The organism is Paenibacillus sp. FSL P2-0322 (assembly GCF_037975315.1).
Classification (GTDB): Bacteria; Bacillota; Bacilli; order Paenibacillales; family Paenibacillaceae; genus Paenibacillus; species Paenibacillus polymyxa_B.
Window position 1 is genome coordinate 4967000 of the sequence record NZ_CP150243.1, and the last position, 20501, is coordinate 4987500.

Genomic DNA, 20501 nt, shown 5'->3' on the forward strand with positions numbered 1-20501 from the left:
AATACGATCAATTTACATGTTTTAGCCTGCCTTTAACTTATAATCAGTTGCAAACCGAAAACCTGAGACTAAGCTATTATAGCACACTCCGAACGCAAAGCATCCCCTTACGTCCTGAACAGGACATAGGGGGATGCAGGACAAATCGGGATTACTGAACGCCGCCTACTCGCCAGATGACATTATCTTCATCCTGACCGCTAACCGGCCACCACTTGAAGCCATCCTGCTCCAATAGCTTGTGAGCACCTTCCGGTCCCCATGAGCCTGCAGCATAGGTTTCCAGCGTATCTGGGGTCTGCTGCCATGCCTTGGCGATTCGATCGACGAATCCCCATGCCGTGGCAACCTCATCCCAACGCGTGAAGTACGTCGAATCACCCTCAATCGCATCCATCAGCAATCGTTCATAAGCCTCCGGTGAGTTGATACCCACCATACAGCTTTGGCAAAAATCCATAGCCAGCGGTTCAATATCTGATTCGGAACCAGGTTTCTTGGCATTAATTTTAATGTAAATGCCCTCCATTGGATTGACCCGAATCACGAGCAAGTTCGGTTCTAGCTTATGCTTTTGACCGAGATACACGTTCGTTGGCATGCTCTTAAATTCCACAACAATCTCCGTTGTTTTTACTGGGAGACGTTTGCCCGTACGAATATAGAACGGTACGCCAGCCCAACGGAAATTATCAACAAACACGCGTGAAGCAAAATAAGTCTCTGTGTTCGACTGTGGATCTACCTTGTCTTCTTGGCGATACCCCGGCAACTGCTGGCCGCGATAACTGCCTTCGGTGTATTGGCCACGTACCACATTGGTTTTCACATCCTCAGACGTTTCAAAAGGGCGCAGCGAACGCAGCACTTTTACCTTTTCATCACGGATATCCTCAGGCAACAAACGACTAGGTGGTTCCATCGCAATCATCGTTAGCATTTGCAACATATGGTTCTGTCCCATATCCCGCAAAGCGCCGGAATGATCGTAGTAACCTCCGCGTTCCTCCACCCCTACCGTTTCACTAAGCGTAATTTGCACATTGGCAATATGCTTATTATTCCACAGTGGTTCAAAGAAGGCGTTCGCGAAGCGGATCACCTCAATATTTTGTACCATTTCCTTACCAAGATAGTGATCAATCCGATAAATTTCTTCTTCGGCAAATACTTCTCGTATTTCAACGTTCAATTCTTGTGCAGATTCGAGGTTATAACCGAATGGCTTCTCAATTACTAGGCGATTCCAGCCTTTTCCATCCATCATGCCGCCATCTTTCAAGCTCTTCGACACGCTTCCGAATAATTCAGGAGCCAAGGCCAAATAAAACAACCGATTTCCCGGTATGTTAAACTTGCTTTCTATAGACTCCGTCTGCTGTCTCAGCTCATGGAACCCTTCGACATTGTTTATATCCAGCGATTTATATTCAAAATGCTCGGCAAATGCCTGCCATTCTTGATCATTTTCTGCTTTGTAGCGACTAAACTCCTGTATGGAAGCATACAGGTCATTACGGAATTCTTCCTCTGTGCGCGGACGCCTTGCTACACCAATAACGGCAAAATCTTCAGCAAGCTTGCCTTCGCGGTACAAGCTGTAAATAGCAGGAAAAAGCTTGCGACGAGCCAAATCGCCCGTAGCGCCAAAAATAAACAGAACTGCGCCTTGCGTCACAACAGATTCTTTAGCAGGTATGTCAGCCATGAAGTACCTCATTCTTCCCATGTCAAGATTCCGCAATCCACAATCCCCGAAATCCGCATGTAGTATTGTGTATATTTATACAAGATCATACTTGATTTTCGAAAAACATGGAACTAAAGATTTGATGATATTTTATCATATCCTACATGGATAAGCTATCCGATGAATCATAAATTTACCTTATAAGTCAGTATTCAATCGTGATGAGCGGGAAACCGAGCGTTATACGTGTATTCTGCTGCTCCCTATCTTCATGTACAGCCATCTGCATCTGGACCTGATGCTCACCGCTTTGAATCATTAACGGCAGCTCTGGAGCTTCATAGGATATAGCCACAGTAGTCGCATCCGTATATCTTTCTTTGGCCTGCATGGAGATGTTCTCTGCTAAGCTCGCCTCTGTCAGTTTCAACAGTTGATCTTTGGATTCCTTTGTATGCAGCGAACGCTGAAGGGCTGTGTTCCACTGCGCTTGAATCCCCATAGATTTTAATTGCTCAGCACAAAGTTTATGAAGCTGAATCAACCGCTCACGTCCTGCATTATTACTCTCCAGTTGAACAACTACATACCATTGTCCAGTTTGACGTTCCATCACATTTAAGCGGATTCTTAGATCCTCACTATGACGAACAGAACGATAAACCGTGTGTCCATTTTCTACGAGTTTGTTTACTGTGGGTATATTCAGCTGATCGGCTATCTGTGCCGCCACATCTGCCGGCTCTTCATGGTTAGAAATCCAATCGCCTTGCCACTTCACAACCAGCTTATCCAACGTACCCGGGGCCTGGTCCGAGATGATTAACAATGAACGTAAAGCCGTTTCTGCCTCGCGGGAATCATATCGGTTTGTCTGAAGGGCTCCGTAGCGCCAGCCAGCCAGTACCAGCACCGTTCCTAATACCAAAATTGCAATAATCCCTTTTTTAATCAGCTCTGCTTTTAACATTATCGTTCCCCCCCGCTCCACAACCATCCGATTCCCACACCTACGCTCTGGTTACTTTCTTTTTCGGCTGGATTGAAATCTATGAATCTATCAATAGCATTCCCGTTGTCAGAGGTTTTATACACACAGCAATACGGCAAAGCCCTTATAAAATATTCATCTGCCTACTGGGTGTTCGACCATACATCGTAGGCACCGTAAGAATAGACTATGATCACAATGCATCTTACACCAAAAGAGGTGAAATCATGTTTCCGATTTATCCTGTAAATGAAGCCAATGTGGCACCTCATGGTGGACGTCTGGTCTGTGCCGTTATGCGTGATGGTACACGACACATCGGCATCTTAAGTGGGTGTAGCAAAGGCAAGCTGATGTTGAACGGATATCCACCCTCCTTTCCTGGCAGTCTCTACGCCGGGAGCTACAATAACAAAGGAAAACAATCCCCAAAAAAGAATTCCTCTAAAAAGAAAAAAAGGAATCCTAAAAACAAAGCTCGTACCTCTGCCAAACTAAATGCCTTAATTAAGCCACCTAACGAACCTCTGAGTCCATCCTTTCCTTATGACGCAGGCGGATTTGCTGGAAATGGTTATAGTAGTTATGGAAATGGCAGACCAGGCTATCGCGGTGGGTACGGCGGATATGGATACGGTGCAGGGCTTGCACTAGATCTGGCTTTAATCGCCTTTTTATTCCTCCTGATCTAAACACCTTGTTATGGAATACAAAAAACCGGAGGACTATTGTCGTCTCCGGTTTTTTGTATTCGTTTATTCTACATTCTACTCTGCTAATCCGTTCTTATAGGCATAGATCGCCGCCTGTGTACGGTCTTCCACTCCTAATTTAGCGAGAAGGTTCGTGACATGGAATTTTACCGTCTTAATCCCGATAATCAGCTCATCTGCGATATCCTGATTAGACTTCCCTTGTGCCAACAGGCGAAGCACCTCCATCTCACGATCAGTCAGTTCCGTATGCGCGGGTGCCTCAGCCTGTGGCTGGCGAAATCGATTCATCATCTTGGAGGCCACCTGTGACTCTAGTACGGACTGTCCGCGTGCAGCTGCACGGATCGCATCCGCTATCTCGGAAGCACGAGACGTTTTGAGCAAATAGCTGAATGCCCCTGCCTCAATGACCGGATACATTTTCTCATCGTCCAAATAACTCGTCAGCACAATCACCTTTGTCTCTGGAAGCAGACGAGTTACTTGGCGTGTCGTTTCGATGCCATCCATGCCATCCATGACCAGATCCATCAAAATGACATTTGGCTTGTATTCGGAAGCCAACCGTATGCCTTCTTCTCCGCTTCCAGCCTCGCCGACCACTTCAATACCTTCTTCCGTCCCCAGCACCGCCGCAAGACCAATCCGTACCATTTCATGGTCGTCTACCAGCAGTACGCTAATCGGTAATTCCGTTTCCATGATCATCGTTCCTTCCGCTTTCATCATTAATAACTGGCACGGACACCTCGATCCGTGTTCCTTTTCCCGGTGCCGTTATATATTGAATAGCTCCCCCAATTTCACTGACCCGCTCCTGCATTGTGGATAATCCATATGAAGTCTGCTTTTTCTCATCCAGTTCAAAACCAATACCGTTATCCCGAATCGTCAGCCTGATGGAATCCGGGCGTTGCACGATACGAATTTCCATGCGGGTTGCTTTGGCATGACGCAATGTATTAGACATCGCTTCCTGAACAATACGAAACAAGTGGTTCTCAATGCCTTTAACCAACTGTACTCCGCTTTCAATCTCAAAATCAATCTCCATCGGTACCTTTGCCTGCAACTCCTGTACCAAATCACGCAAACCCTGCTCAAGCCGTTTTCCTTCCAGATAGACAGGCCGCAGATGAAGTAGTAACGCCCGCATTTCGGATTGTGCCACGGAAGACATTTCTTCAATTAGCGCAACTTGACGCTGCGCTTTATCAAAATCCTTATCCAGCGTCCTCCCCACAGCCGTCGCCGTCATTGAAATAGCAAATAATTGCTGTGATACGGCGTCATGCAACTCTCTGGCCAGCCGCTGCCGCTCCTCCACAATCGCAGTCATCCGTGCCTGTTCTGCCAACTGAGCATTATCCGTGGATAAGCGTTGTAAAGACGTAACTTGTTCCTGCCATTTACGCCCGATCCGTTCCAGCTGCTCTCCCAGCCTGCCAAGCTCATCATGCCCTAGGGGCGGCAACTCACGTGCAGGAGTTCCCTTTTCCCACATCAGCAACGTCTCTCTCAACATTTCCAATCTGCTTTTAAAGCGGTAGCTCTCATAAAATCCGTACATTGCCCCTGTACCAATCAACACCAGTATAACGGCTCCTGCAACTTTCAATATCATGCCCCAGGTTGGGAACGACTTCACATATCCATATGTATACAGCATATAAAAGACAACTACGCCCACAACAACACACAGGAGGATACCTTCACCCATACTGCGGGTTACCATGTTGGACGTTTTTTTATGATTCATCCCGGCTCCTCCTGATTCAATAAAATCGGACGCGGACATCGCCCGCCAAGTACGAAACGACAAACTTCACTTTATACTCACTCTGCTCAAAATGGGGAGACTTCCAAACCAGTCGATTGAGCATCCCCGCCTCATGATCCCGGTCAAACTGAATCTGTCCGAACAATACGAGCATCTCCACCTCTACACCGTAATTATCCGGTAACGTGATGTCAATGTCACCGAAGATCCCTTGTAGAAATATGACGGACTCACGTTCCTCTGGGAGAGCCAACGTCAGGTCAGCATCCACGTCCCCAACCACATGCCATATGCTTGTGTTGCGCAGACTCCAAGGCACTTCATCCCATTTATGATTGGATATAAAATTGTGCTTGAATATGGAGCTTTGACCTTTATGCAGCTTCCTTGAACGTGAATAGAATACAGCTAATGATGCTAGTGTAACTACCACAAACAGGAACAAATGATCCAGCACTAACAGTCCAGCACCAATCGCAAGCATCGTGTAACCTTTTTTGATTTTGGAATTACGGATCTTATATATTCCGGCCAACATTAGGATCAGTGCAACCACGGAGAGGAACCCAATCCACTGACCGAATAAAATGATAATCCCGATGCCAATTCCTGCCAGTGCCAAGGCTGATTTTTTTCTCTCCATGCTGCACCCCCTTTATGTTTATACAGGACGGAAAAGCCATAGTGGCGCGACATTCCGCCATATGGCTTTCCCGGACCATACAGATTGAGCACGATCATCGACCAATGTCCATTCCATACAGCATATCATAATGTCTTGTTTCCGAGTAGTCAGTCCTTCTTCATATCGACTGGTTTAGCACCTGTCTGAATTTTGGACTTAAGCTGCTGAAGCTGCTCATCCACTTTAAACTGTTTTTCAGCCTCAGCTGGATTAATATATGCTTCTCCTGGAGCTTGGCGGTAAGGAGCACGCAGTACGTCAGCTTCAGCTTCCATTTGCATGATTTTTTCTTCCATACGGTGGAAGCCCAATGAAGCAGACCCACTTTCAATCGTGTGCAAACTATTGATTTGAGACATTTGCTTTTTAGCTTTCGCCATTTGAGCACGGGATACCAACTCATTGCGCTTGTTGCGCATTTTATAGAACTCATCTTTCATGTCGTGAAGCTGTTGTACTAATTCTTTTGCTTGAAGCTCAGCTTGTGTATGCAAGTCGCGGTATTCGTCCTGCTTTTGCACAAAATAAATCTTCTCTCCCAACAGCTTTCGTGCTACTTCTTCCTGACCATTTCGTAATGCGGATTCGGCTTGCTTCTCACGCTCATTGGATACACGTACCGCTTCCTCCAAACGCTGTTTCATACGTCGTTCATTCGCCATTTGCTTGGCAACCGTTACCTCAGCCTCGTGAATTTCCGCCTCCATATCGCGCAAATATTGATTCAACATAATAATCGGATCTTCCACTTTATCCAACACTTCATTCACCGATGCTCTTGTCATATCCTTCATTCTTTTAAAGATCCCCATTATTTACGATCTCCCTTCTCGAATTGCTCTACTTTTTTGCGTAACTCTGCCAATTCTTTTTTCATTGCCTTTTTCTCAATATCTTCCATCATGAAATCCAAGTCGTTGTTCTGACCTGTGTTAAATTTGGATGAGTTGCGGGCATCTTGACCAAAAAACGGGTTCGAATTGCCGTATGCGCCGCCCTGATTGTAACCAGTTCCCTGCCCATACTGCGATCTTGTATTGTTACTGCCATAATAGCGCGGGTCCTGTTGATTATAGGGTCCGCTGTCAGGGCCAAATCCTCCATCGAAAGGAGATCTCGGCTCCTTGGAGATAACCAGTGCCGCAATCACATAAATCATAAATGTGGTTCCTGCTGTAATAAAGAAACTGATCACAACCAGAATACGAATCCATGTTGAGTCCATTCCTGTTGCGTCAGAAAGACCGCCACATACACCTGTTATTACTCTATCCCGGCTTGATCTGTAAATTCGGGTCATTATCAATTTACTCCTTCCCGCTGTTGTTCAGCTTGCTTTTCAGTCTCTCCCACTCTTGTTCAAGCAACGATCCACCGCCTTGGGCATCCTGTACATGGTCGCCCTCACCCCGACGTAAATCACGCAGACTCATCGTTTCTGCTTCCATATCGGCTACCCGGTCTTCCAAGCGGTTGAACATTCGGGGAACATTTCGTCCACCGTATGTACCAGCCCGTTCGTTCATTTGCTGCTGGAGTCTCAACGTCTGTACACGTGCCGCATAATACTGACGCTTGCTGTGTACCGTTTGATATTCTGTCTTTAACGTATCTAGCTGTTGTTCTAGCTCACGTAGTGATTCACGGCTCTGCTCCCACAGTTCTCTATACTGCTCTTCTTTTTCTGCATATAGCATTTTCTCCTGAAGGGCCAGCTTCGCGATATGTTCTTCATCAGCCTTCAAAGCCAGTAGCGCCTGTTCCTCCCGTTTGGTCTGCATGGACAATGCATGATCCAACTGCTGCTTCATCTGTCTTGTGTGCATCGCATACTGTTGATGGAGTTTTTCCGCTTCGGCAATTTCCTGGCGGGTATTATACAAGAACTGGTCAATTAGTTGCACCGGGTCTTGGCTTTGTTCCAAATGCTCATTGAAGGTCGCTACCGTGATATCTCGCATTCTTCGAAAAACACTCATTTGCGTCTGCTCCTTTCACAATTCGTATTGCCATAATTTATCACTTCGTTGCTACAATCTTTTTTCATTCGTCAAACTGCTAAATCAGTAACGTCTTCTGCGGTCACTCAGCAGGGAAACACCAAATATGATCAACCCGATTGCCAGTAGCGGTCCCAGAAGCCAGGACAGTTTGCCAAGCAAAATCAGTACCCCGAGTACAAGTACGATCCAGCCGAAGAGCGCATTTCCTTTTTTCACACCGTAGTAGCCTAGCATGACCATAGCTATCGGAATTAAGTAACCAATCAGATGTCCTAAAAAGTGACCGAAAAACGGAGTAAACTTACCGAGCAGCATAATCGAACCCAACACGATCAGTACAATGGCTAACCCATTCCCTTTGTTAACTCTCATCATCTCTCACCGCCTTTCACTGTGTCTTGCTTATGTTCTTATTGTACGCTGACTTAGCGTTCGACAAAACGGACCCCAGACGGTTTTTGAACCTAGACCTAAGTCGGGGATGAATATAGACCTGCGGCTATCACCCTCTATGCTGTTCTGCTGCACGGGCTATCGAGTGTTGCTCACCCGCTTGCTTGGAGCGTAGTGACAGGACAAGACAAGCCAGTAACGCTATAGCTGCAACCATATAAGGCAGGTTAATATGAACATCGAACAACAGTCCTGCAATTAACGGTCCAATCACATTACCCAAGCTTGTATAGGACGAGTTCATTCCTGCCACAAAGCCTTGCTCATCTCCGGCCTGCCGCGATAGAGAAGTGCTTACTGCTGGACGAAGGATATCCATAGCCAGAAAAATGATAAAGGTCGTCAGCATAATCATCACATACTGTTCAGCAAATAGGGTTAGAAAAATGAAAACGCCCCCAATAGCCAAACAGAGGTGAATTACTTTTTTCTCTCCAAAACGATTAATGATCCATCCAAATATAGTTGCTTGGACAACTGCTCCCATAATGGAGCCTGTCGTTATAATGATGGCAATATCCATTGGTGTAAAACCATATTTATGGTCAACAAACAGTCCAAACACTGTTTCAAAGTTCGCTAACCCAAAAGCAACGACAAATACAATGAGTAAACCCATGAAATATGGAGATTGATATGACTTGGCAAATTGCTGCAAAAGATTTTCTTTTTGACGTGGAAGCTCTCTATTAAATTGTTGCTTTTCCTTGCTTAAAGACTCAGGCAGCACTAACAGAGACAAGATAGCCGCTATTCCCGCAGCTCCTGCTGCCGCAAAGAAGGGAATGCGTATTCCATATGTGGCAAGCAAACCGCCAATCCCTGGTCCTATTATGAAGCCTGTGTTGATCGCTGCATTGATCATTCCCATTCCCTTGCCTCTTTCCTCAAACGAGGTCACGTCAGCTACATAGGCCATAATAGAAGGAGTAAGCAATGCTGCCCCTGCTCCACCCATGATTCGTGCTATGAACAGGGTAGGAATGGAATTTGCCAGTCCAAAAACAAGCTCTGATAACATGAAGATGAACATCCCAGAAACAATCAACTTTTTACGTCCATAACGATCAGACAACTTTCCTGACAATGGTGATAACAAAAGCTGTGTCAACGCAAAAGCTGCAACCATCAGCCCCATCGAGGAACCATTCATCCCTAGCTCACTTATAAACTTAGGTAACACAGGAACAACTAAGCCAATCCCCATGAATGCCAAAAAAATGTTAAGCATCAATAACAGCATTGCTCCTCGATTTCTTGTGAGTATAGACATATTTCCACCCTTCCTTTTCCGTATCTCTTTATTCAACATCAGGTAAACTTCATTATTCTTTTTCAAAAACAATTGAAACTAAAATTGTTTTATTAGTTTTCATATACAAAAATGGCCTCTTCAAATATGCAGCATATTGTTGAGGCTATTTTTTTATTTTTCGACCAATCCGAACAACAGAATATCTACAATAGAATAAGTTGCTTCCTCTACCGTCACACTGTTATCCAGAAAGAAACGCTGATCAAGCGTTAAATTTACAGATTCAATAATAAGCTTCATGATCAGAGCCTCATTTTTGTTCACTATTATTCCTTCTCGAATGCCTTCCTGAATTAATGTTCTAATCGGAGACCAGTCATTTAAATCGGCATGTACCCTTTTCCATTGCTCAGGATAATACTTTTTCATCTGGTCCAATATTCTTAAATCGTAAAACTTATAATACAGAGGCATGACCCTAATCGACTGCTTAATCTTGTCTAACAAAGATAACTCATTATTTTCGATAATTTGCTCAGTTTTACGAATCATATCATCATTAGTACGCTCAATAAGTGTTTCTAAAATAAGCGTCTTAGACGAAAAATGTTCATACAACGTACGCTTACTAATGGCGAGTCTTTTCGCAAGATCATCCATCGTAAATTTCAAACCATTTTCATGAACTTCCTCTACAAAAGCCTCCAAAATTCTTTCCTGCATATTCGTCCTCATTTCTTTCGCGCTCAGTAAACTAGAAAAGTTTTTTCAGTACCATCATCTTACGATAAGATCAAAGCGCTGGTCAAATCCATGTTAACCTTGTTGCCAAAATCATGAATATATAATAAAAAGGATGATAAAATGCCTTTAAGCATTTTATCACCCTTTTGTGTATACCGGCGAGAGGACTCGAACCTCCACGGTTTCCCACTCGATACCGAATACAATCTTGATAATACCTTGTTTAATGAAGGAAAATAAGCGCTGCTCGTCGATTTCGACCCGCAAGGTAATCTGTCGATGTACTTTGGTATTGAGCAGCGGGATCAACTTCCGTAGCTATGGTCTGCGACAGGACTAACTCAGTTGCTCAGTATCAAGGAATTTAGAATACTTGTACAACTTCTTTAATATCATCAATTTCCTCAAGAATTGCGCGCTCAATAGCAACCTTTAACGTAATCGTAGCACTTGGGCAACCATTGCAAGCTCCCAAAAATCTTAATTTTGCTATACCGTTCTCAACTTCGACCAGTTCAGCATCTCCACCGTCACGCAGTAAGAAAGGACGTAGTTTGAGAAGAACTTCCGATACTTCATCGAATAAAACTCCATTTTCATCCATTATGTCAACTCCTCCCATTTTTTATCAACCGTCAATTCAGACCTTTTTTCACCCTAGATCGTCTGAGTGATCCTTTGCTTTTTGCCTAAGAGTGACCTCTTGATCCGAAAGTTCCCTTATAAGCGTATGAATAGAGTCTAAAGGTATCATCACACCACAACTTGCGCTCAATCCTGACAGCATATTGAAGCAGAACTGAAGTTTTCGTATCTCTCGGGTAATTTGAGCTAGTTCTGAATCGTCCGAATTATTTTTCTTCATTACTAGCACCTCTTTAAAGAATGATAAAGGTTTGATCTATTAAATTAATGAATCAACCGATGCTTCCTTCCATCTCAAATTGAATCAACCGATTCATTTCAACGGCATATTCCATTGGCAATTCTTTGGTAAACGGTTCAATAAAGCCCATTACAATCATTTGTGTAGCATCTTGTTCTGTAAGCCCGCGGCTCATTAAGTAAAACAATTGTTCCTCGGACACTTTGGATACTGTTGCCTCGTGCTCCAAAGTAATCTGATCGTTTTTAATTTCATTGTACGGAATCGTATCTGATGTTGACATGTTGTCCAATATCAACGTATCGCACTTAATATTGGACTTGGACCCTGCGGAATCGCGGCTGAAGCTGGACAACCCTCGGTAGTTTACTTTTCCGCCCTGCTTGCTGATGGATTTGGATATAATCGTAGATGTTGTCTCGGGAGCAAGGTGAATTACCTTCGCGCCAGCATCTTGATGCTGATCTTTACCGGCTACGGCAATAGACAGGATGGACCCCTTGGCTCCCCGTCCTTTCAATAATACTGCCGGATACTTCATTGTTACCTTGGAGCCGATGTTGCCGTCCACCCATTCCATTGTGGCATTTTCTTCTGCCACAGCCCTTTGGGTTACCAAGTTGTAGATATTAGGAGCCCAATTCTGAATGGTCGTGTAACGGACACGGGAATCTTTCCGGCAAATAATTTCAATAACTCCACTATGCAGAGAACTGGTACTATAAATAGGTGCTGTACATCCTTCAACATAATGGACAAAGCTGCCCTCTTCGGCAATAATTAATGTCCGCTCGAATTGACCCATATTTTCAGAATTAATACGGAAATAACCTTGTATAGGAACCTCGCACTGAACACCCTTCGGAATGTATACAAAGCTACCGCCTGACCAAACTGCACTATTAAGCGCCGCAAATTTATTGTCGGCAGGAGGGATGATCGTCCCAAAATGTTGCTTAAACACTTCGGGGTATTGCTTTAATGCACTATCCGTATCAAGGAAAATAACGCCCTGATCCTCCAGTTCTTTCCGCATGCTGTGATAAACTACTTCCGACTCATATTGAGCGGATACGCCCGCCAGGAACTTTTGCTCCGCTTCAGGGATTCCCAGCTTGTCAAAGGTTGCTTTGATCTCGGAAGGAACCTCCTCCCAGGTCTTTCCCTGTTTTTCAGAAGGGCGAACGTAATACTGGATGTCATCAAGATTTAGCCCGGTCAAATCCGCTCCCCATTCAGGCATCGGCATTTTGTAGAATTGATTCAAAGCTTTCAACCGAAAATTGAGCATCCACTCCGGCTCTTCCTTGATCCGGGAAATTTCCCGGACAATCTCTTCCGTCAGACCTTTTCCAGATTGAAAAATAGACTGGTGCTTGTCGCGAAACCCATATTTATATTCGCCCATATCTGGTGCTTTTTTAGCCATTAGTATCACTCCTTTTTAACCTTTCAAGATTCATTTTGATTTGCTATGATCTGCCGAGCTTGCTTTCCACTAAATCTTTTAGGCGACTGCGAACACCTTCCAGCGGGATCTCCGAAATGACAGGAGCGAGAAATCCGAAAATAACAAGATGTTCGGCTTCACTCCGTGATATCCCGCGCGACATCAGATAATAGATTTGCTCTGCATTTACTTGCCCCACGGATGCAGCATGACCCGCGGTTACATCATCCTCATCTATCAGCAGGATCGGATTGGCATCGCCGCGAGCTTTAGGACTTAGCATAAGCACGCGTTCTGTTTGCTGACCATCACAATGGGTTGCGCCTTTTTCAATCTTTGTAATGCCGTTAATAATGGCCGTAGCTTCTTCAAGCATGACTGCACGCGTAATCATCTGGCTTACCGAGCTTCTGCCAAAATGCTGAGCTTGAGTTGTATAGCTCGATTTTTGATTGCCCGTGCCAATAGCAATCACCTTATTGTCGGAGACCGCCCCGTTGCCTTGTAGCAAAGTCTTGGTATCGCTGGCGGTATAACCATTGTTCATCTCACCAATAATCCATTCCACACCCCCATCAGCAAGAACGACCGCCCGTCGCTGGGTGAAATCTGTTGTAGTTGCAGCAAGCTGATGAACCGAAGCTACTTGCACCTTTGAGCCCGCCCCCGCGAAGACCTCCGTCACACCGTTATGCAATACCTTGACATCATCACCACTCGATACACAATTATCCACATAAGTGATCTTGCTGTTGCTCCCTGCCACAATTAAGACGTGAGGAGCAAAACACACACCGCTTGTATCGTTAAGAAAGATCGCTTGAATAGGTGCTTCAACCTCTACACCGTCTGGGACATATAGAAAAACGCCACCACTCCATAAGGCACTGTGTGCAGCAGATAAACGATGTTCTTCTGGCTTTACTGCCTGAAAGAGATAACGTTGAACCAGCTCCTCATGCTCTTTTGCCGCAGTATGCAGATCCGTTAAAATGACTCCCTGGGCGGCTAAGCTCTCGGACAATTTCGTATACACTACATCCGAGTTGAACTGAACGATTAGTCCGCCTTTCACCGGAGAAGCAACCAAACCTCGAACAACCTCCGGCGCTTCCTCCAAACTAGACCACGCATTCTCAGCTTTGTAATCTCCACTTTCGTAGATATCCCATTTTTCGAGATTGATTTTCTCCACTTTAGGCAACTCCAGCGTCCCTGCCAGTTCGAGTGCGTGAACGCGGCGTTCAATCAGCCAACGAGGTTCATCCTTAGCGCTTGACCATGCGCGTAAATCGTCCACATTCATTGAAACTCTAGCTTGTATATCCACGTGCTGTTCCTCCTCTCCGGCTTTTAAGCTTCCCTTACCGTCTCATCCGTAATCCCAAGTTCCTCCTTCACCCAATCGTACCCTTCAGCCTCCAAACGGTGGGCAAGCTCCGGACCGCCAGATTTAACTATCCGGCCTTGCATCATGACATGCACAAAATCCGGGGTAATATAATTCAACAGTCGTTGATAATGGGTGATGATTAAAAAGCCTCTATCCGGGCTGCGCATCTCATTTACGCCATTGGCCACAATACGCAGTGCATCAATATCAAGCCCTGAGTCCACTTCATCCAGGATCACAAACTTGGGTTCAAGTAGCATCATTTGCAAAATCTCATTCCGCTTTTTTTCACCGCCAGAGAATCCCTCATTCAAATAACGATGCACAAATTCCGGGTTCATCTCCAGCCCCTTCATTTTGCTCTCCATTTCACGGATAAAACGGATTAAGGATATCTCATCGCCTTCTTCACGCCGTGCATTGATGGCACTTCTGAGAAAGTCCGAGTTGGTCACGCCAGCAATTTCACTTGGGTATTGCATAGCGAGGAACAAGCCTGCCTGGGCACGCTCATCCACCTCCATCTCCAGAAGGTCTTCATTGTCCAGCGTCACCTTACCGCCAGTAACCTCATATTTGGGATGGCCCATTAAAGCTGAAGCCAATGTACTTTTTCCCGTCCCATTAGGCCCCATAATCGCATGAATCTCTCCGCCATGAATCTCCAGTGTGAGCCCTTTTAAAATTTCTTTCCCTTCAATCTTGGATCTTAATTCCTCAATCTTTAATGTCGTCATTTATCGTAAACTTCCCTTCGGAGTATTCTTCGGCACGCGCCACCAAATCACTCATAAATTTTCCAATAGTCTGCAGCTCAACCTCTGAATAGGATTCAATGAATTGGTAAAACCTTTCTTCTTTTTCTTTGTGCAGTTCTTTATGCAAATGATAAACGTGTCTTCCCTTATCCGTTAAACTAAAGTAAATCTCCTTACGATTGCTGTTCAGTTGACTTCTCATAATGAAGCCCATTTCCAGCAGCTTTGCACTAATTTTAGTAATGCTAGCTTTGGACAACCCCATCTTCTCCACAATCCCGGTATGATTTATCGGTTCATAATCACCAATGCAATCAATAACGTGTACACTAGTAATATTGTTGGAGAGCATGTCAATCTGGTACTTTCTGGCCTGTTGCCGAAACGAGTTAAATTCTTGTTCAGTATACAGCTCATTCAGATGTAGCATTTTAATATATTGCTCGTAAAGATGACCTTTAAAATGATTTTGAAACTCCAATTTCCCAATCTCCCCTCTCTTGTAGTAGTTGCAGACCAAGTTCAGTGTCACCATTAGATTATTTTTTGTTCACTAGTGAACAAAATTATATTAACACAATTGATATTGATAATCAATATCAATTGTGTTAAATGTGACGCAATTTTGGAGGCGCTTTTCATGGGTTTGTTGTCATTGTCATCGGCCTCATGCTGTGTTTTGACTAGGGCACGTCCCGGAAATGGTTTTGCCTACCTCTGATCAATTCGGCAGCACCCGGATGGATATGGTAACCGAAGCCAAGTCCAATACCGTTGCCTATGAACGTCATGGTACACCTGCCACAGACCGGGGTCGCTACCGTAAAAAGAGGACAAAGGTGGTGCTTGGCCGAGCTGTTTTAAAGCCGTACCGCAGCGTTTGAGTACGCTATCGTGAGCATGTATGGCAATGAATAATCCGTCAGTTACCTGTGTCTGGATATGTTATGGGGCCAAAGAGTATACCAAAAACTGTGGTTTTTGCTGGTGAATCCGAACAGGCGATGCTCCATTCTAGCCAGCACCGATCTGACACTGGAGGCGACCTAGATCATCGAACTTTATACCGCCCGGTTCAAAATCAAATGCACCTTCTGGGCGCTAAAGCAATCCATCGGCGGATTCAGCTACCACTTTTGTAGCAAATCCATTCCGAAGCTCAACCGGTATTTGAAAAAGGATCGGGTTCACCCTCTGGAGTTGTTGGAAGAGGAGAAAGCGCAACGGGACATCCGCCTAACTGTAAAGATGAGAATGGTAAACGATAACCAAAATGGATCCCTACGGGGCTTAAGATAAAAGGAACCAAGAAAAGAGCCGAAATCTTGCTTCAGGAAGCCAGGAAGAATTATCATATGGAAGGACAAGCACTCGCGGTTGAAAACGAAGATATGCTGTAAGAGTAAAAGCGGCTACTCCATCCGGTAATAGCAAAAGGCTGTTCGCAGACTTTATGCTTCAATGGCTAGAGATGATGAAAAACAGTATCGGGCTTATCTCCTATATCTCCTATTCCGACACTGTAAAAGGCCGCGTAGATCCTTTTTCCGAGAGAAAGGGATGTATTGCTTGATGATTTAACTACAGAGGATTTTCAGACCTTGTATACCCATGAAATGAATGTGCAAGGTGTCAGCGCCAATACCGTTATTCATTACCACGCGAACATTTGCAGAGCCCTTCAGTATGCCGTGAAAATAAAGCTGATTGTGGCGAATCTCCCTGACTTAGTTGAAAGCCCAAAAAAGAACAATTACGTCGTGAGCTTCTACAATGCCGAGGAGCTGAATCAACTCCTCGCAGTAATTCGAGGCGAAAGAATTGAACTTTTCGTTATCCTGGCTGCCTTTTATGGGCTAAGCCGAAGCGAGGTCGTAGGATTAAAATGGTCGTCTATTGATTTATTGAATTGGACTATTAATATTAAACATACCGCCACATCGGGCAATTTGAATGGTAGATATATTGAAATTGAAAAGGACCGAACCAAGAATAAAGCCAGTCACCGTATACTGCCACTGGTGAACACGTTCTATGAGCTTCTGATTCGTATGAAGGAATAACAGGAATCCTATCGCTTATCTTCTGACAATTCTTATTGTCTTGAATACCTGGAGTATATTTATGTAGATGTATTAGGGGTAAGCATGAAAGAAGTTCAGGAATGGTTAGGCCACAGCGATTATGCAACAACGGCAAATATTTATTCGCATTTCGAATACAACTCAAAGGTGTCTTCAGCTCAAGCAATGAGTGGGGTACTAAAGCTCAAATAAAAAAAGCCCACTAGAGATTATCTCTAATGAACTCTTTTAGTTAATACCGGCGAGAGGACTCGAACCTCCACGGTTTCCCACTCGATTTTGAGTCGAGCGCGTCTGCCATTCCGCCACGCCGGCATATTCAATTATGGAGGCGCCACCCAGATTTGAACTGGGGAATAAAGCTTTTGCAGAGCTTTGCCTTACCACTTGGCTATGGCGCCAGAGTGTAACAAAGCGGACGACGGGAATCGAACCCGCGACCCTCGCCTTGGCAAGGCGATGCTCTACCGCTGAGCCACGTCCGCATAAAGATGGCTGGGGATATAGGATTTGAACCTATGCATGACGGAGTCAAAGTCCGTTGCCTTACCGCTTGGCTAATCCCCAATAAGTAAAGGGCGGCCGATGGGGCTTGAACCCACGAATGCCGGAGTCACAGTCCGGTGCGTTAACCACTTCGCCACGACCGCCGCAAGTAATGAATAATTGGCAGGGGCAGCAGGAATTGAACCCACACCAACGGTTTTGGAGACCGTTGTTCTACCTTTAAACTATGCCCCTATAAAACTGGTGGAGGATGATGGATTCGAACCACCGAACCCGTAAGGGAGCAGATTTACAGTCTGATGCGTTTGGCCACTTCGCTAATCCTCCAAAAATGGTGCCGGCGAGAGGACTTGAACCCCCAACCTACTGATTACAAGTCAGTTGCTCTACCAGTTGAGCTACACCGGCACATAAAATATTCAATTAAAAGTGGCTCGGGACGGAATCGAACCGCCGACACGAGGATTTTCAGTCCTCTGCTCTACCGACTGAGCTACCGAGCCTTATTATAAGGCTCTTCATTAAACGTTGTATTACTAATGGCGGAACTGACGGGATTCGAACCCGCGATCTCCTGCGTGACAGGCAGGCATGTTAGGCCTCTACACCACAGTTCCATAATAAATTTTAATTGGTTGCGGGGGCAGGATTTGAACCTGCGACCTTCGGGTTATGAGCCCGACGAGCTACCGAACTGCTCCACCCCGCGACAATAATAAATATTTAATTTTCAAATGGTGGAGGCTGAGGGGCTCGAACCCCCGACCCTCTGCTTGTAAGGCAGATGCTCTCCCAGCTGAGCTAAGCCTCCACAATTAAGCACTTCTCATATTATACCATAATGAACTTTTTATTGCAAGTTCTTTTATGATATTTTTTATGACCCGTAGGGGATTCGAACCCCTGTTACCTCCGTGAAAGGGAGGTGTCTTAACCCCTTGACCAACGGGCCATGCAATAAAATAATTATGGCGGAGAGAGAGGGATTCGAACCCTCGAGACGCTTTTGGCGCCTACACGATTTCCAATCGTGCTCCTTCGGCCAACTCGGACACCTCTCCATATGGCTCCCCGAACAGGACTCGAACCTGTGACAACTCGATTAACAGTCGAGTGCTCTACCAACTGAGCTATCAGGGAATATTAAGCATTTGTTTCAAGGTTACACCCTGAAAACTGGATCCGAAACTCATTGCGTTTTATTTTAGGATAAGCCCTCGACCGATTAGTATTGGTCAGCTCCATGCATTACTGCACTTCCACCCCCAACCTATCTACCTCGTCGTCTTCAAGGGGTCTTACTAATTGGGAAATCTCATCTTGAGGGGGGCTTCACGCTTAGATGCTTTCAGCGCTTATCCCTTCCGTACATAGCTACCCAGCGGTGCTCCTGGCGGAACAACTGGTACACCAGCGGTACGTCCATCCCGGTCCTCTCGTACTAAGGACAGCTCCTCTCAAATTTCCTACGCCCACGACAGATAGGGACCGAACTGTCTCACGACGTTCTGAACCCAGCTCGCGTACCGCTTTAATGGGCGAACAGCCCAACCCTTGGGACCTACTTCAGCCCCAGGATGCGATGAGCCGACATCGAGGTGCCAAACCTCCCCGTCGATGTGGACTCTTGGGGGAGATAAGCCTGTTATCCCCAGGGTAGCTTTTATCCGTTGAGCGATGGCCCTTCCATGCGGTACCACCGGATCACTAAGCCCGACTTTCGTCCCTGCTCGACTTGTAGGTCTCGCAGTCAAGCTCCCTTCTGCCTTTGCACTCTTCGAATGATTTCCAACCATTCTGAGGGAACCTTGGGGCGCCTCCGTTACTCTTTAGGAGGCGACCGCCCCAGTCAAACTGCCCACCTGACACTGTCCTCGCACCGGATCACGGTACCAAGTTAGAACCTAGATACGATCAGGGTGGTATCCCAAGGATGCCTCCTCTCAAGCTGGCGCTCAAGATTCAACGGCTCCCACCTATCCTGTACAGATCGTACCCAAATTCAATATCAAGCTGCAGTAAAGCTCCATGGGGTCTTTCCGTCTTGTCGCGGGTAACCTGCATCTTCACAGGTATTAAAATTTCACCGGATCTCTCGTTGAGACAGCGCCCAAGTCGTTACGCCATTCGTGCGGGTCAGAATTTACCTGACAAGGAATTTCGCTACCTTAGGACCGTTATAGTTACGGCCGCCGTTTACTGGGGCTTCGGTTCATAGCTTCGCCCGAAGGCTTACCACTCCCCTTAACCTTCCAGCACCGGGCAGGCGTCAGCCCGTATACTTCGCCTTGCGGCTTCGCACAGACCTGTGTTTTTGCTAAACAGTCGCTTGGGCCTTTTCACTGCGGCCCCCTCGGGCTATTCACCCTACCGAGGCACCCCTTCTCCCGAAGTTACGGGGTCATTTTGCCGAGTTCCTTAACGAGAGTTCTTCCGCGCGCCTTAGAATTCTCTTCTCGCCTACCTGTGTCGGTTTGCGGTACGGGCACCTTCTCCTGGCTAGAGGCTTTTCTTGGCAGTCTGAGATCATGACCTTCGCTACTACAATTTTCGCTCCCCATCACAGCCCAGCCTTAACGATGTGCGGATTTGCCTACACACCAGCCTCACTGCTTAGACGGACATCCATCAGTCCGCGTCACTACCCTACTGCGTCACCCCATCGCTCATAACGGATTACGGTGGTACAGGAATTTCGACCTGTTGTCCTTCGACTACGCCTATCGGCCTCGCCTTAGGTCCCGACTTACCCTGAGCGGACGAACCTTCCTCAGGAACCCTTAGGCTTTCGGCGGATCTGATTCTCACAGATCTTTTCGTTACTCATACCGGCATTCTCACTTGAATGCAGTCCAGCGCTCCTTACGGTACACCTTCAACCCGCATTCAACGCTCCCCTACCCCTGATGCAAGCATCAAGCCATAGCTTCGGTGGTGTGTTTAGCCCCGTTACATTTTCGGCGCAGAGTCACTCGACCAGTGAGCTATTACGCACTCTTTCAATGGTGGCTGCTTCTAAGCCAACATCCTGGTTGTCTGTGCAACTCCACATCCTTTCCCACTTAACACACACTTGGGGACCTTAGCTGATGGTCTGGGCTGTTTC

General features: G+C 45.9%; 19 protein-coding genes, 15 tRNA genes and 1 rRNA gene (1 of these 35 cut by a window edge). 3 read left to right on the forward strand and 32 right to left on the reverse strand.

Going from position 1 to position 20501, the window contains the following annotated elements:
• Window positions 1-151: 151 nt before the first annotated feature.
• Window positions 152-1708: a glucose-6-phosphate dehydrogenase gene (gene zwf, locus MKY24_RS21985; protein WP_023990232.1), complete on the reverse strand. Its 1557-nt coding sequence runs from the start codon at window positions 1706-1708 to the stop codon at window positions 152-154.
• A gap of 187 nt (window positions 1709-1895) precedes the next feature.
• Window positions 1896-2660: a YwmB family TATA-box binding protein gene (locus tag MKY24_RS21990; protein WP_339200877.1), complete on the reverse strand. Its 765-nt coding sequence runs from the start codon at window positions 2658-2660 to the stop codon at window positions 1896-1898.
• Window positions 2661-2908: 248 nt separating this feature from the next.
• Here MKY24_RS21990 and MKY24_RS21995 point away from each other — a divergent pair, with 248 nt between their 5' ends.
• Window positions 2909-3373: a hypothetical protein gene (locus tag MKY24_RS21995; RefSeq protein ID WP_279834590.1), complete on the forward strand. Its 465-nt coding sequence runs from the start codon at window positions 2909-2911 to the stop codon at window positions 3371-3373.
• A gap of 75 nt (window positions 3374-3448) precedes the next feature.
• Here the strand turns inward: MKY24_RS21995 and MKY24_RS22000 are convergent, their stop codons facing one another.
• The 14 genes from MKY24_RS22000 to MKY24_RS22065 all read right to left on the reverse strand — a co-directional run bounded on the left by MKY24_RS22000 (window position 3449) and on the right by MKY24_RS22065 (window position 15285).
• The gene (locus MKY24_RS22000) at window positions 3449-4099 is read right to left on the reverse strand and encodes a response regulator transcription factor (protein ID WP_013372995.1); all 651 of its coding nucleotides are present in this window, start codon (window positions 4097-4099) and stop codon (window positions 3449-3451) included.
• A complete protein-coding gene (locus tag MKY24_RS22005) occupies window positions 4077-5156 on the reverse strand; it encodes a sensor histidine kinase (protein ID WP_023990236.1) in 1080 nt (359 codons plus the stop codon). The genes MKY24_RS22000 and MKY24_RS22005 overlap by 23 nt, the downstream gene beginning before the upstream one ends.
• A 16-nt stretch (window positions 5157-5172) precedes the next feature.
• Complete coding sequence (gene liaF, locus MKY24_RS22010) at window positions 5173-5820, reverse strand: cell wall-active antibiotics response protein LiaF (RefSeq protein ID WP_339200879.1); 648 nt, start codon at window positions 5818-5820, stop codon at window positions 5173-5175.
• A 149-nt stretch (window positions 5821-5969) separates the two neighbouring features.
• A complete protein-coding gene (locus tag MKY24_RS22015) occupies window positions 5970-6674 on the reverse strand; it encodes a PspA/IM30 family protein (protein WP_023990238.1) in 705 nt (234 codons plus the stop codon).
• Window positions 6674-7162 carry a PspC domain-containing protein gene (locus tag MKY24_RS22020; RefSeq protein WP_339200881.1) on the reverse strand — a complete coding sequence of 163 codons (489 nt, stop codon included), beginning with the start codon at window positions 7160-7162 and terminating at the stop codon, window positions 6674-6676. Before MKY24_RS22020 ends, MKY24_RS22015 begins: the two co-directional genes overlap by 1 nt.
• A 7-nt stretch (window positions 7163-7169) precedes the next feature.
• A complete protein-coding gene (locus tag MKY24_RS22025; protein ID WP_023990240.1) occupies window positions 7170-7841 on the reverse strand; it encodes a PspA/IM30 family protein in 672 nt (223 codons plus the stop codon).
• 84 nt (window positions 7842-7925) lie between these two features.
• Complete coding sequence (locus MKY24_RS22030) at window positions 7926-8237, reverse strand: hypothetical protein (protein ID WP_013311898.1); 312 nt, start codon at window positions 8235-8237, stop codon at window positions 7926-7928.
• A 130-nt stretch (window positions 8238-8367) separates the two neighbouring features.
• Complete coding sequence (locus MKY24_RS22035) at window positions 8368-9630, reverse strand: MFS transporter (protein WP_327204603.1); 1263 nt, start codon at window positions 9628-9630, stop codon at window positions 8368-8370.
• A 114-nt stretch (window positions 9631-9744) separates the two neighbouring features.
• Entirely contained in the window at window positions 9745-10296 is a 552-nt protein-coding gene (locus MKY24_RS22040) for a TetR/AcrR family transcriptional regulator (protein WP_023990242.1), read from the reverse strand.
• A 385-nt stretch (window positions 10297-10681) separates the two neighbouring features.
• On the reverse strand, window positions 10682-10921 hold the full coding sequence (locus MKY24_RS22045) for a NifU family protein (protein ID WP_013373004.1): 240 nt from the start codon (window positions 10919-10921) through the stop codon (window positions 10682-10684).
• A gap of 313 nt (window positions 10922-11234) precedes the next feature.
• A complete protein-coding gene (gene sufB, locus MKY24_RS22050; RefSeq protein ID WP_023990245.1) occupies window positions 11235-12632 on the reverse strand; it encodes a Fe-S cluster assembly protein SufB in 1398 nt (465 codons plus the stop codon).
• Between the two features lie 43 nt (window positions 12633-12675).
• Window positions 12676-13959: a Fe-S cluster assembly protein SufD gene (sufD, locus tag MKY24_RS22055; protein ID WP_034095091.1), complete on the reverse strand. Its 1284-nt coding sequence runs from the start codon at window positions 13957-13959 to the stop codon at window positions 12676-12678.
• A 47-nt stretch (window positions 13960-14006) separates the two neighbouring features.
• Window positions 14007-14783 (reverse strand): Fe-S cluster assembly ATPase SufC, encoded by a 777-nt coding sequence (gene sufC, locus MKY24_RS22060; protein WP_023990247.1) that lies wholly within the window; start codon window positions 14781-14783, stop codon window positions 14007-14009.
• On the reverse strand, window positions 14764-15285 hold the full coding sequence (locus tag MKY24_RS22065; protein WP_023990248.1) for a MarR family transcriptional regulator: 522 nt from the start codon (window positions 15283-15285) through the stop codon (window positions 14764-14766). The genes sufC and MKY24_RS22065 overlap by 20 nt, the downstream gene beginning before the upstream one ends.
• A 220-nt stretch (window positions 15286-15505) precedes the next feature.
• Between MKY24_RS22065 and MKY24_RS22070 the strand changes: the two genes are divergently transcribed.
• On the forward strand, window positions 15506-15688 hold the full coding sequence (locus MKY24_RS22070; RefSeq protein ID WP_023990249.1) for a hypothetical protein: 183 nt from the start codon (window positions 15506-15508) through the stop codon (window positions 15686-15688).
• Window positions 15689-16369: 681 nt separating this feature from the next.
• On the forward strand, window positions 16370-16867 hold the full coding sequence (locus tag MKY24_RS22075; RefSeq protein WP_339200882.1) for a hypothetical protein: 498 nt from the start codon (window positions 16370-16372) through the stop codon (window positions 16865-16867).
• A 257-nt stretch (window positions 16868-17124) separates the two neighbouring features.
• Here MKY24_RS22075 and MKY24_RS22080 read toward each other — a convergent pair.
• From MKY24_RS22080 to MKY24_RS22155, 16 genes are all read right to left on the reverse strand, one after another.
• Window positions 17125-17203: transfer RNA gene (locus MKY24_RS22080), tRNA-Leu, on the reverse strand.
• 11 nt (window positions 17204-17214) lie between these two features.
• A tRNA-Cys gene (locus tag MKY24_RS22085) sits at window positions 17215-17289 on the reverse strand.
• Between the two features lie 12 nt (window positions 17290-17301).
• Window positions 17302-17373, reverse strand: a tRNA-Gly gene (locus MKY24_RS22090).
• Between the two features lie 7 nt (window positions 17374-17380).
• Window positions 17381-17455: transfer RNA gene (locus tag MKY24_RS22095), tRNA-Gln, on the reverse strand.
• Between the two features lie 10 nt (window positions 17456-17465).
• A tRNA-His gene (locus MKY24_RS22100) sits at window positions 17466-17538 on the reverse strand.
• Between the two features lie 17 nt (window positions 17539-17555).
• Window positions 17556-17629 (reverse strand) — tRNA-Trp (locus tag MKY24_RS22105).
• Window positions 17630-17636: 7 nt separating this feature from the next.
• Window positions 17637-17722 (reverse strand) — tRNA-Tyr (locus MKY24_RS22110).
• Window positions 17723-17727: 5 nt separating this feature from the next.
• A tRNA-Thr gene (locus tag MKY24_RS22115) sits at window positions 17728-17803 on the reverse strand.
• 22 nt (window positions 17804-17825) lie between these two features.
• Window positions 17826-17898 (reverse strand) — tRNA-Phe (locus tag MKY24_RS22120).
• Between the two features lie 37 nt (window positions 17899-17935).
• Window positions 17936-18012 (reverse strand) — tRNA-Asp (locus MKY24_RS22125).
• 15 nt (window positions 18013-18027) lie between these two features.
• A tRNA-Met gene (locus MKY24_RS22130) sits at window positions 18028-18104 on the reverse strand.
• Between the two features lie 26 nt (window positions 18105-18130).
• Window positions 18131-18206, reverse strand: a tRNA-Val gene (locus MKY24_RS22135).
• A gap of 69 nt (window positions 18207-18275) precedes the next feature.
• Window positions 18276-18347: transfer RNA gene (locus tag MKY24_RS22140), tRNA-Glu, on the reverse strand.
• A gap of 17 nt (window positions 18348-18364) precedes the next feature.
• A tRNA-Ser gene (locus tag MKY24_RS22145) sits at window positions 18365-18456 on the reverse strand.
• A 3-nt stretch (window positions 18457-18459) separates the two neighbouring features.
• Window positions 18460-18535 (reverse strand) — tRNA-Asn (locus MKY24_RS22150).
• A 65-nt stretch (window positions 18536-18600) separates the two neighbouring features.
• Window positions 18601-20501 (reverse strand): 23S ribosomal RNA (locus tag MKY24_RS22155) (it continues 1024 nt past the right edge of the window).

What these genes read in the sequence shown, in the direction of transcription:
- zwf (WP_023990232.1), bottom strand. Translation starts at nt 1,708, where the DNA reads ATGGCTGACATACCTGCTAAAGAATCTGTTGTGACGCAAGGCGCAGTT.
- MKY24_RS21990 (WP_339200877.1), bottom strand. Translation starts at nt 2,660, where the DNA reads ATGTTAAAAGCAGAGCTGATTAAAAAAGGGATTATTGCAATTTTGGTA.
- MKY24_RS21995 (WP_279834590.1), top strand. Translation starts at nt 2,909, where the DNA reads ATGTTTCCGATTTATCCTGTAAATGAAGCCAATGTGGCACCTCATGGT.
- MKY24_RS22000 (WP_013372995.1), bottom strand. Translation starts at nt 4,099, where the DNA reads ATGGAAACGGAATTACCGATTAGCGTACTGCTGGTAGACGACCATGAA.
- MKY24_RS22005 (WP_023990236.1), bottom strand. Translation starts at nt 5,156, where the DNA reads ATGAATCATAAAAAAACGTCCAACATGGTAACCCGCAGTATGGGTGAA.
- liaF (WP_339200879.1), bottom strand. Translation starts at nt 5,820, where the DNA reads ATGGAGAGAAAAAAATCAGCCTTGGCACTGGCAGGAATTGGCATCGGG.
- MKY24_RS22015 (WP_023990238.1), bottom strand. Translation starts at nt 6,674, where the DNA reads ATGGGGATCTTTAAAAGAATGAAGGATATGACAAGAGCATCGGTGAAT.
- MKY24_RS22020 (WP_339200881.1), bottom strand. Translation starts at nt 7,162, where the DNA reads ATGACCCGAATTTACAGATCAAGCCGGGATAGAGTAATAACAGGTGTA.
- MKY24_RS22025 (WP_023990240.1), bottom strand. Translation starts at nt 7,841, where the DNA reads ATGAGTGTTTTTCGAAGAATGCGAGATATCACGGTAGCGACCTTCAAT.
- MKY24_RS22030 (WP_013311898.1), bottom strand. Translation starts at nt 8,237, where the DNA reads ATGAGAGTTAACAAAGGGAATGGGTTAGCCATTGTACTGATCGTGTTG.
- MKY24_RS22035 (WP_327204603.1), bottom strand. Translation starts at nt 9,630, where the DNA reads ATGTTGAATAAAGAGATACGGAAAAGGAAGGGTGGAAATATGTCTATA.
- MKY24_RS22040 (WP_023990242.1), bottom strand. Translation starts at nt 10,296, where the DNA reads ATGCAGGAAAGAATTTTGGAGGCTTTTGTAGAGGAAGTTCATGAAAAT.
- MKY24_RS22045 (WP_013373004.1), bottom strand. Translation starts at nt 10,921, where the DNA reads ATGGATGAAAATGGAGTTTTATTCGATGAAGTATCGGAAGTTCTTCTC.
- sufB (WP_023990245.1), bottom strand. Translation starts at nt 12,632, where the DNA reads ATGGCTAAAAAAGCACCAGATATGGGCGAATATAAATATGGGTTTCGC.
- sufD (WP_034095091.1), bottom strand. Translation starts at nt 13,959, where the DNA reads ATGAATGTGGACGATTTACGCGCATGGTCAAGCGCTAAGGATGAACCT.
- sufC (WP_023990247.1), bottom strand. Translation starts at nt 14,783, where the DNA reads ATGACGACATTAAAGATTGAGGAATTAAGATCCAAGATTGAAGGGAAA.
- MKY24_RS22070 (WP_023990249.1), top strand. Translation starts at nt 15,506, where the DNA reads ATGGTTTTGCCTACCTCTGATCAATTCGGCAGCACCCGGATGGATATG.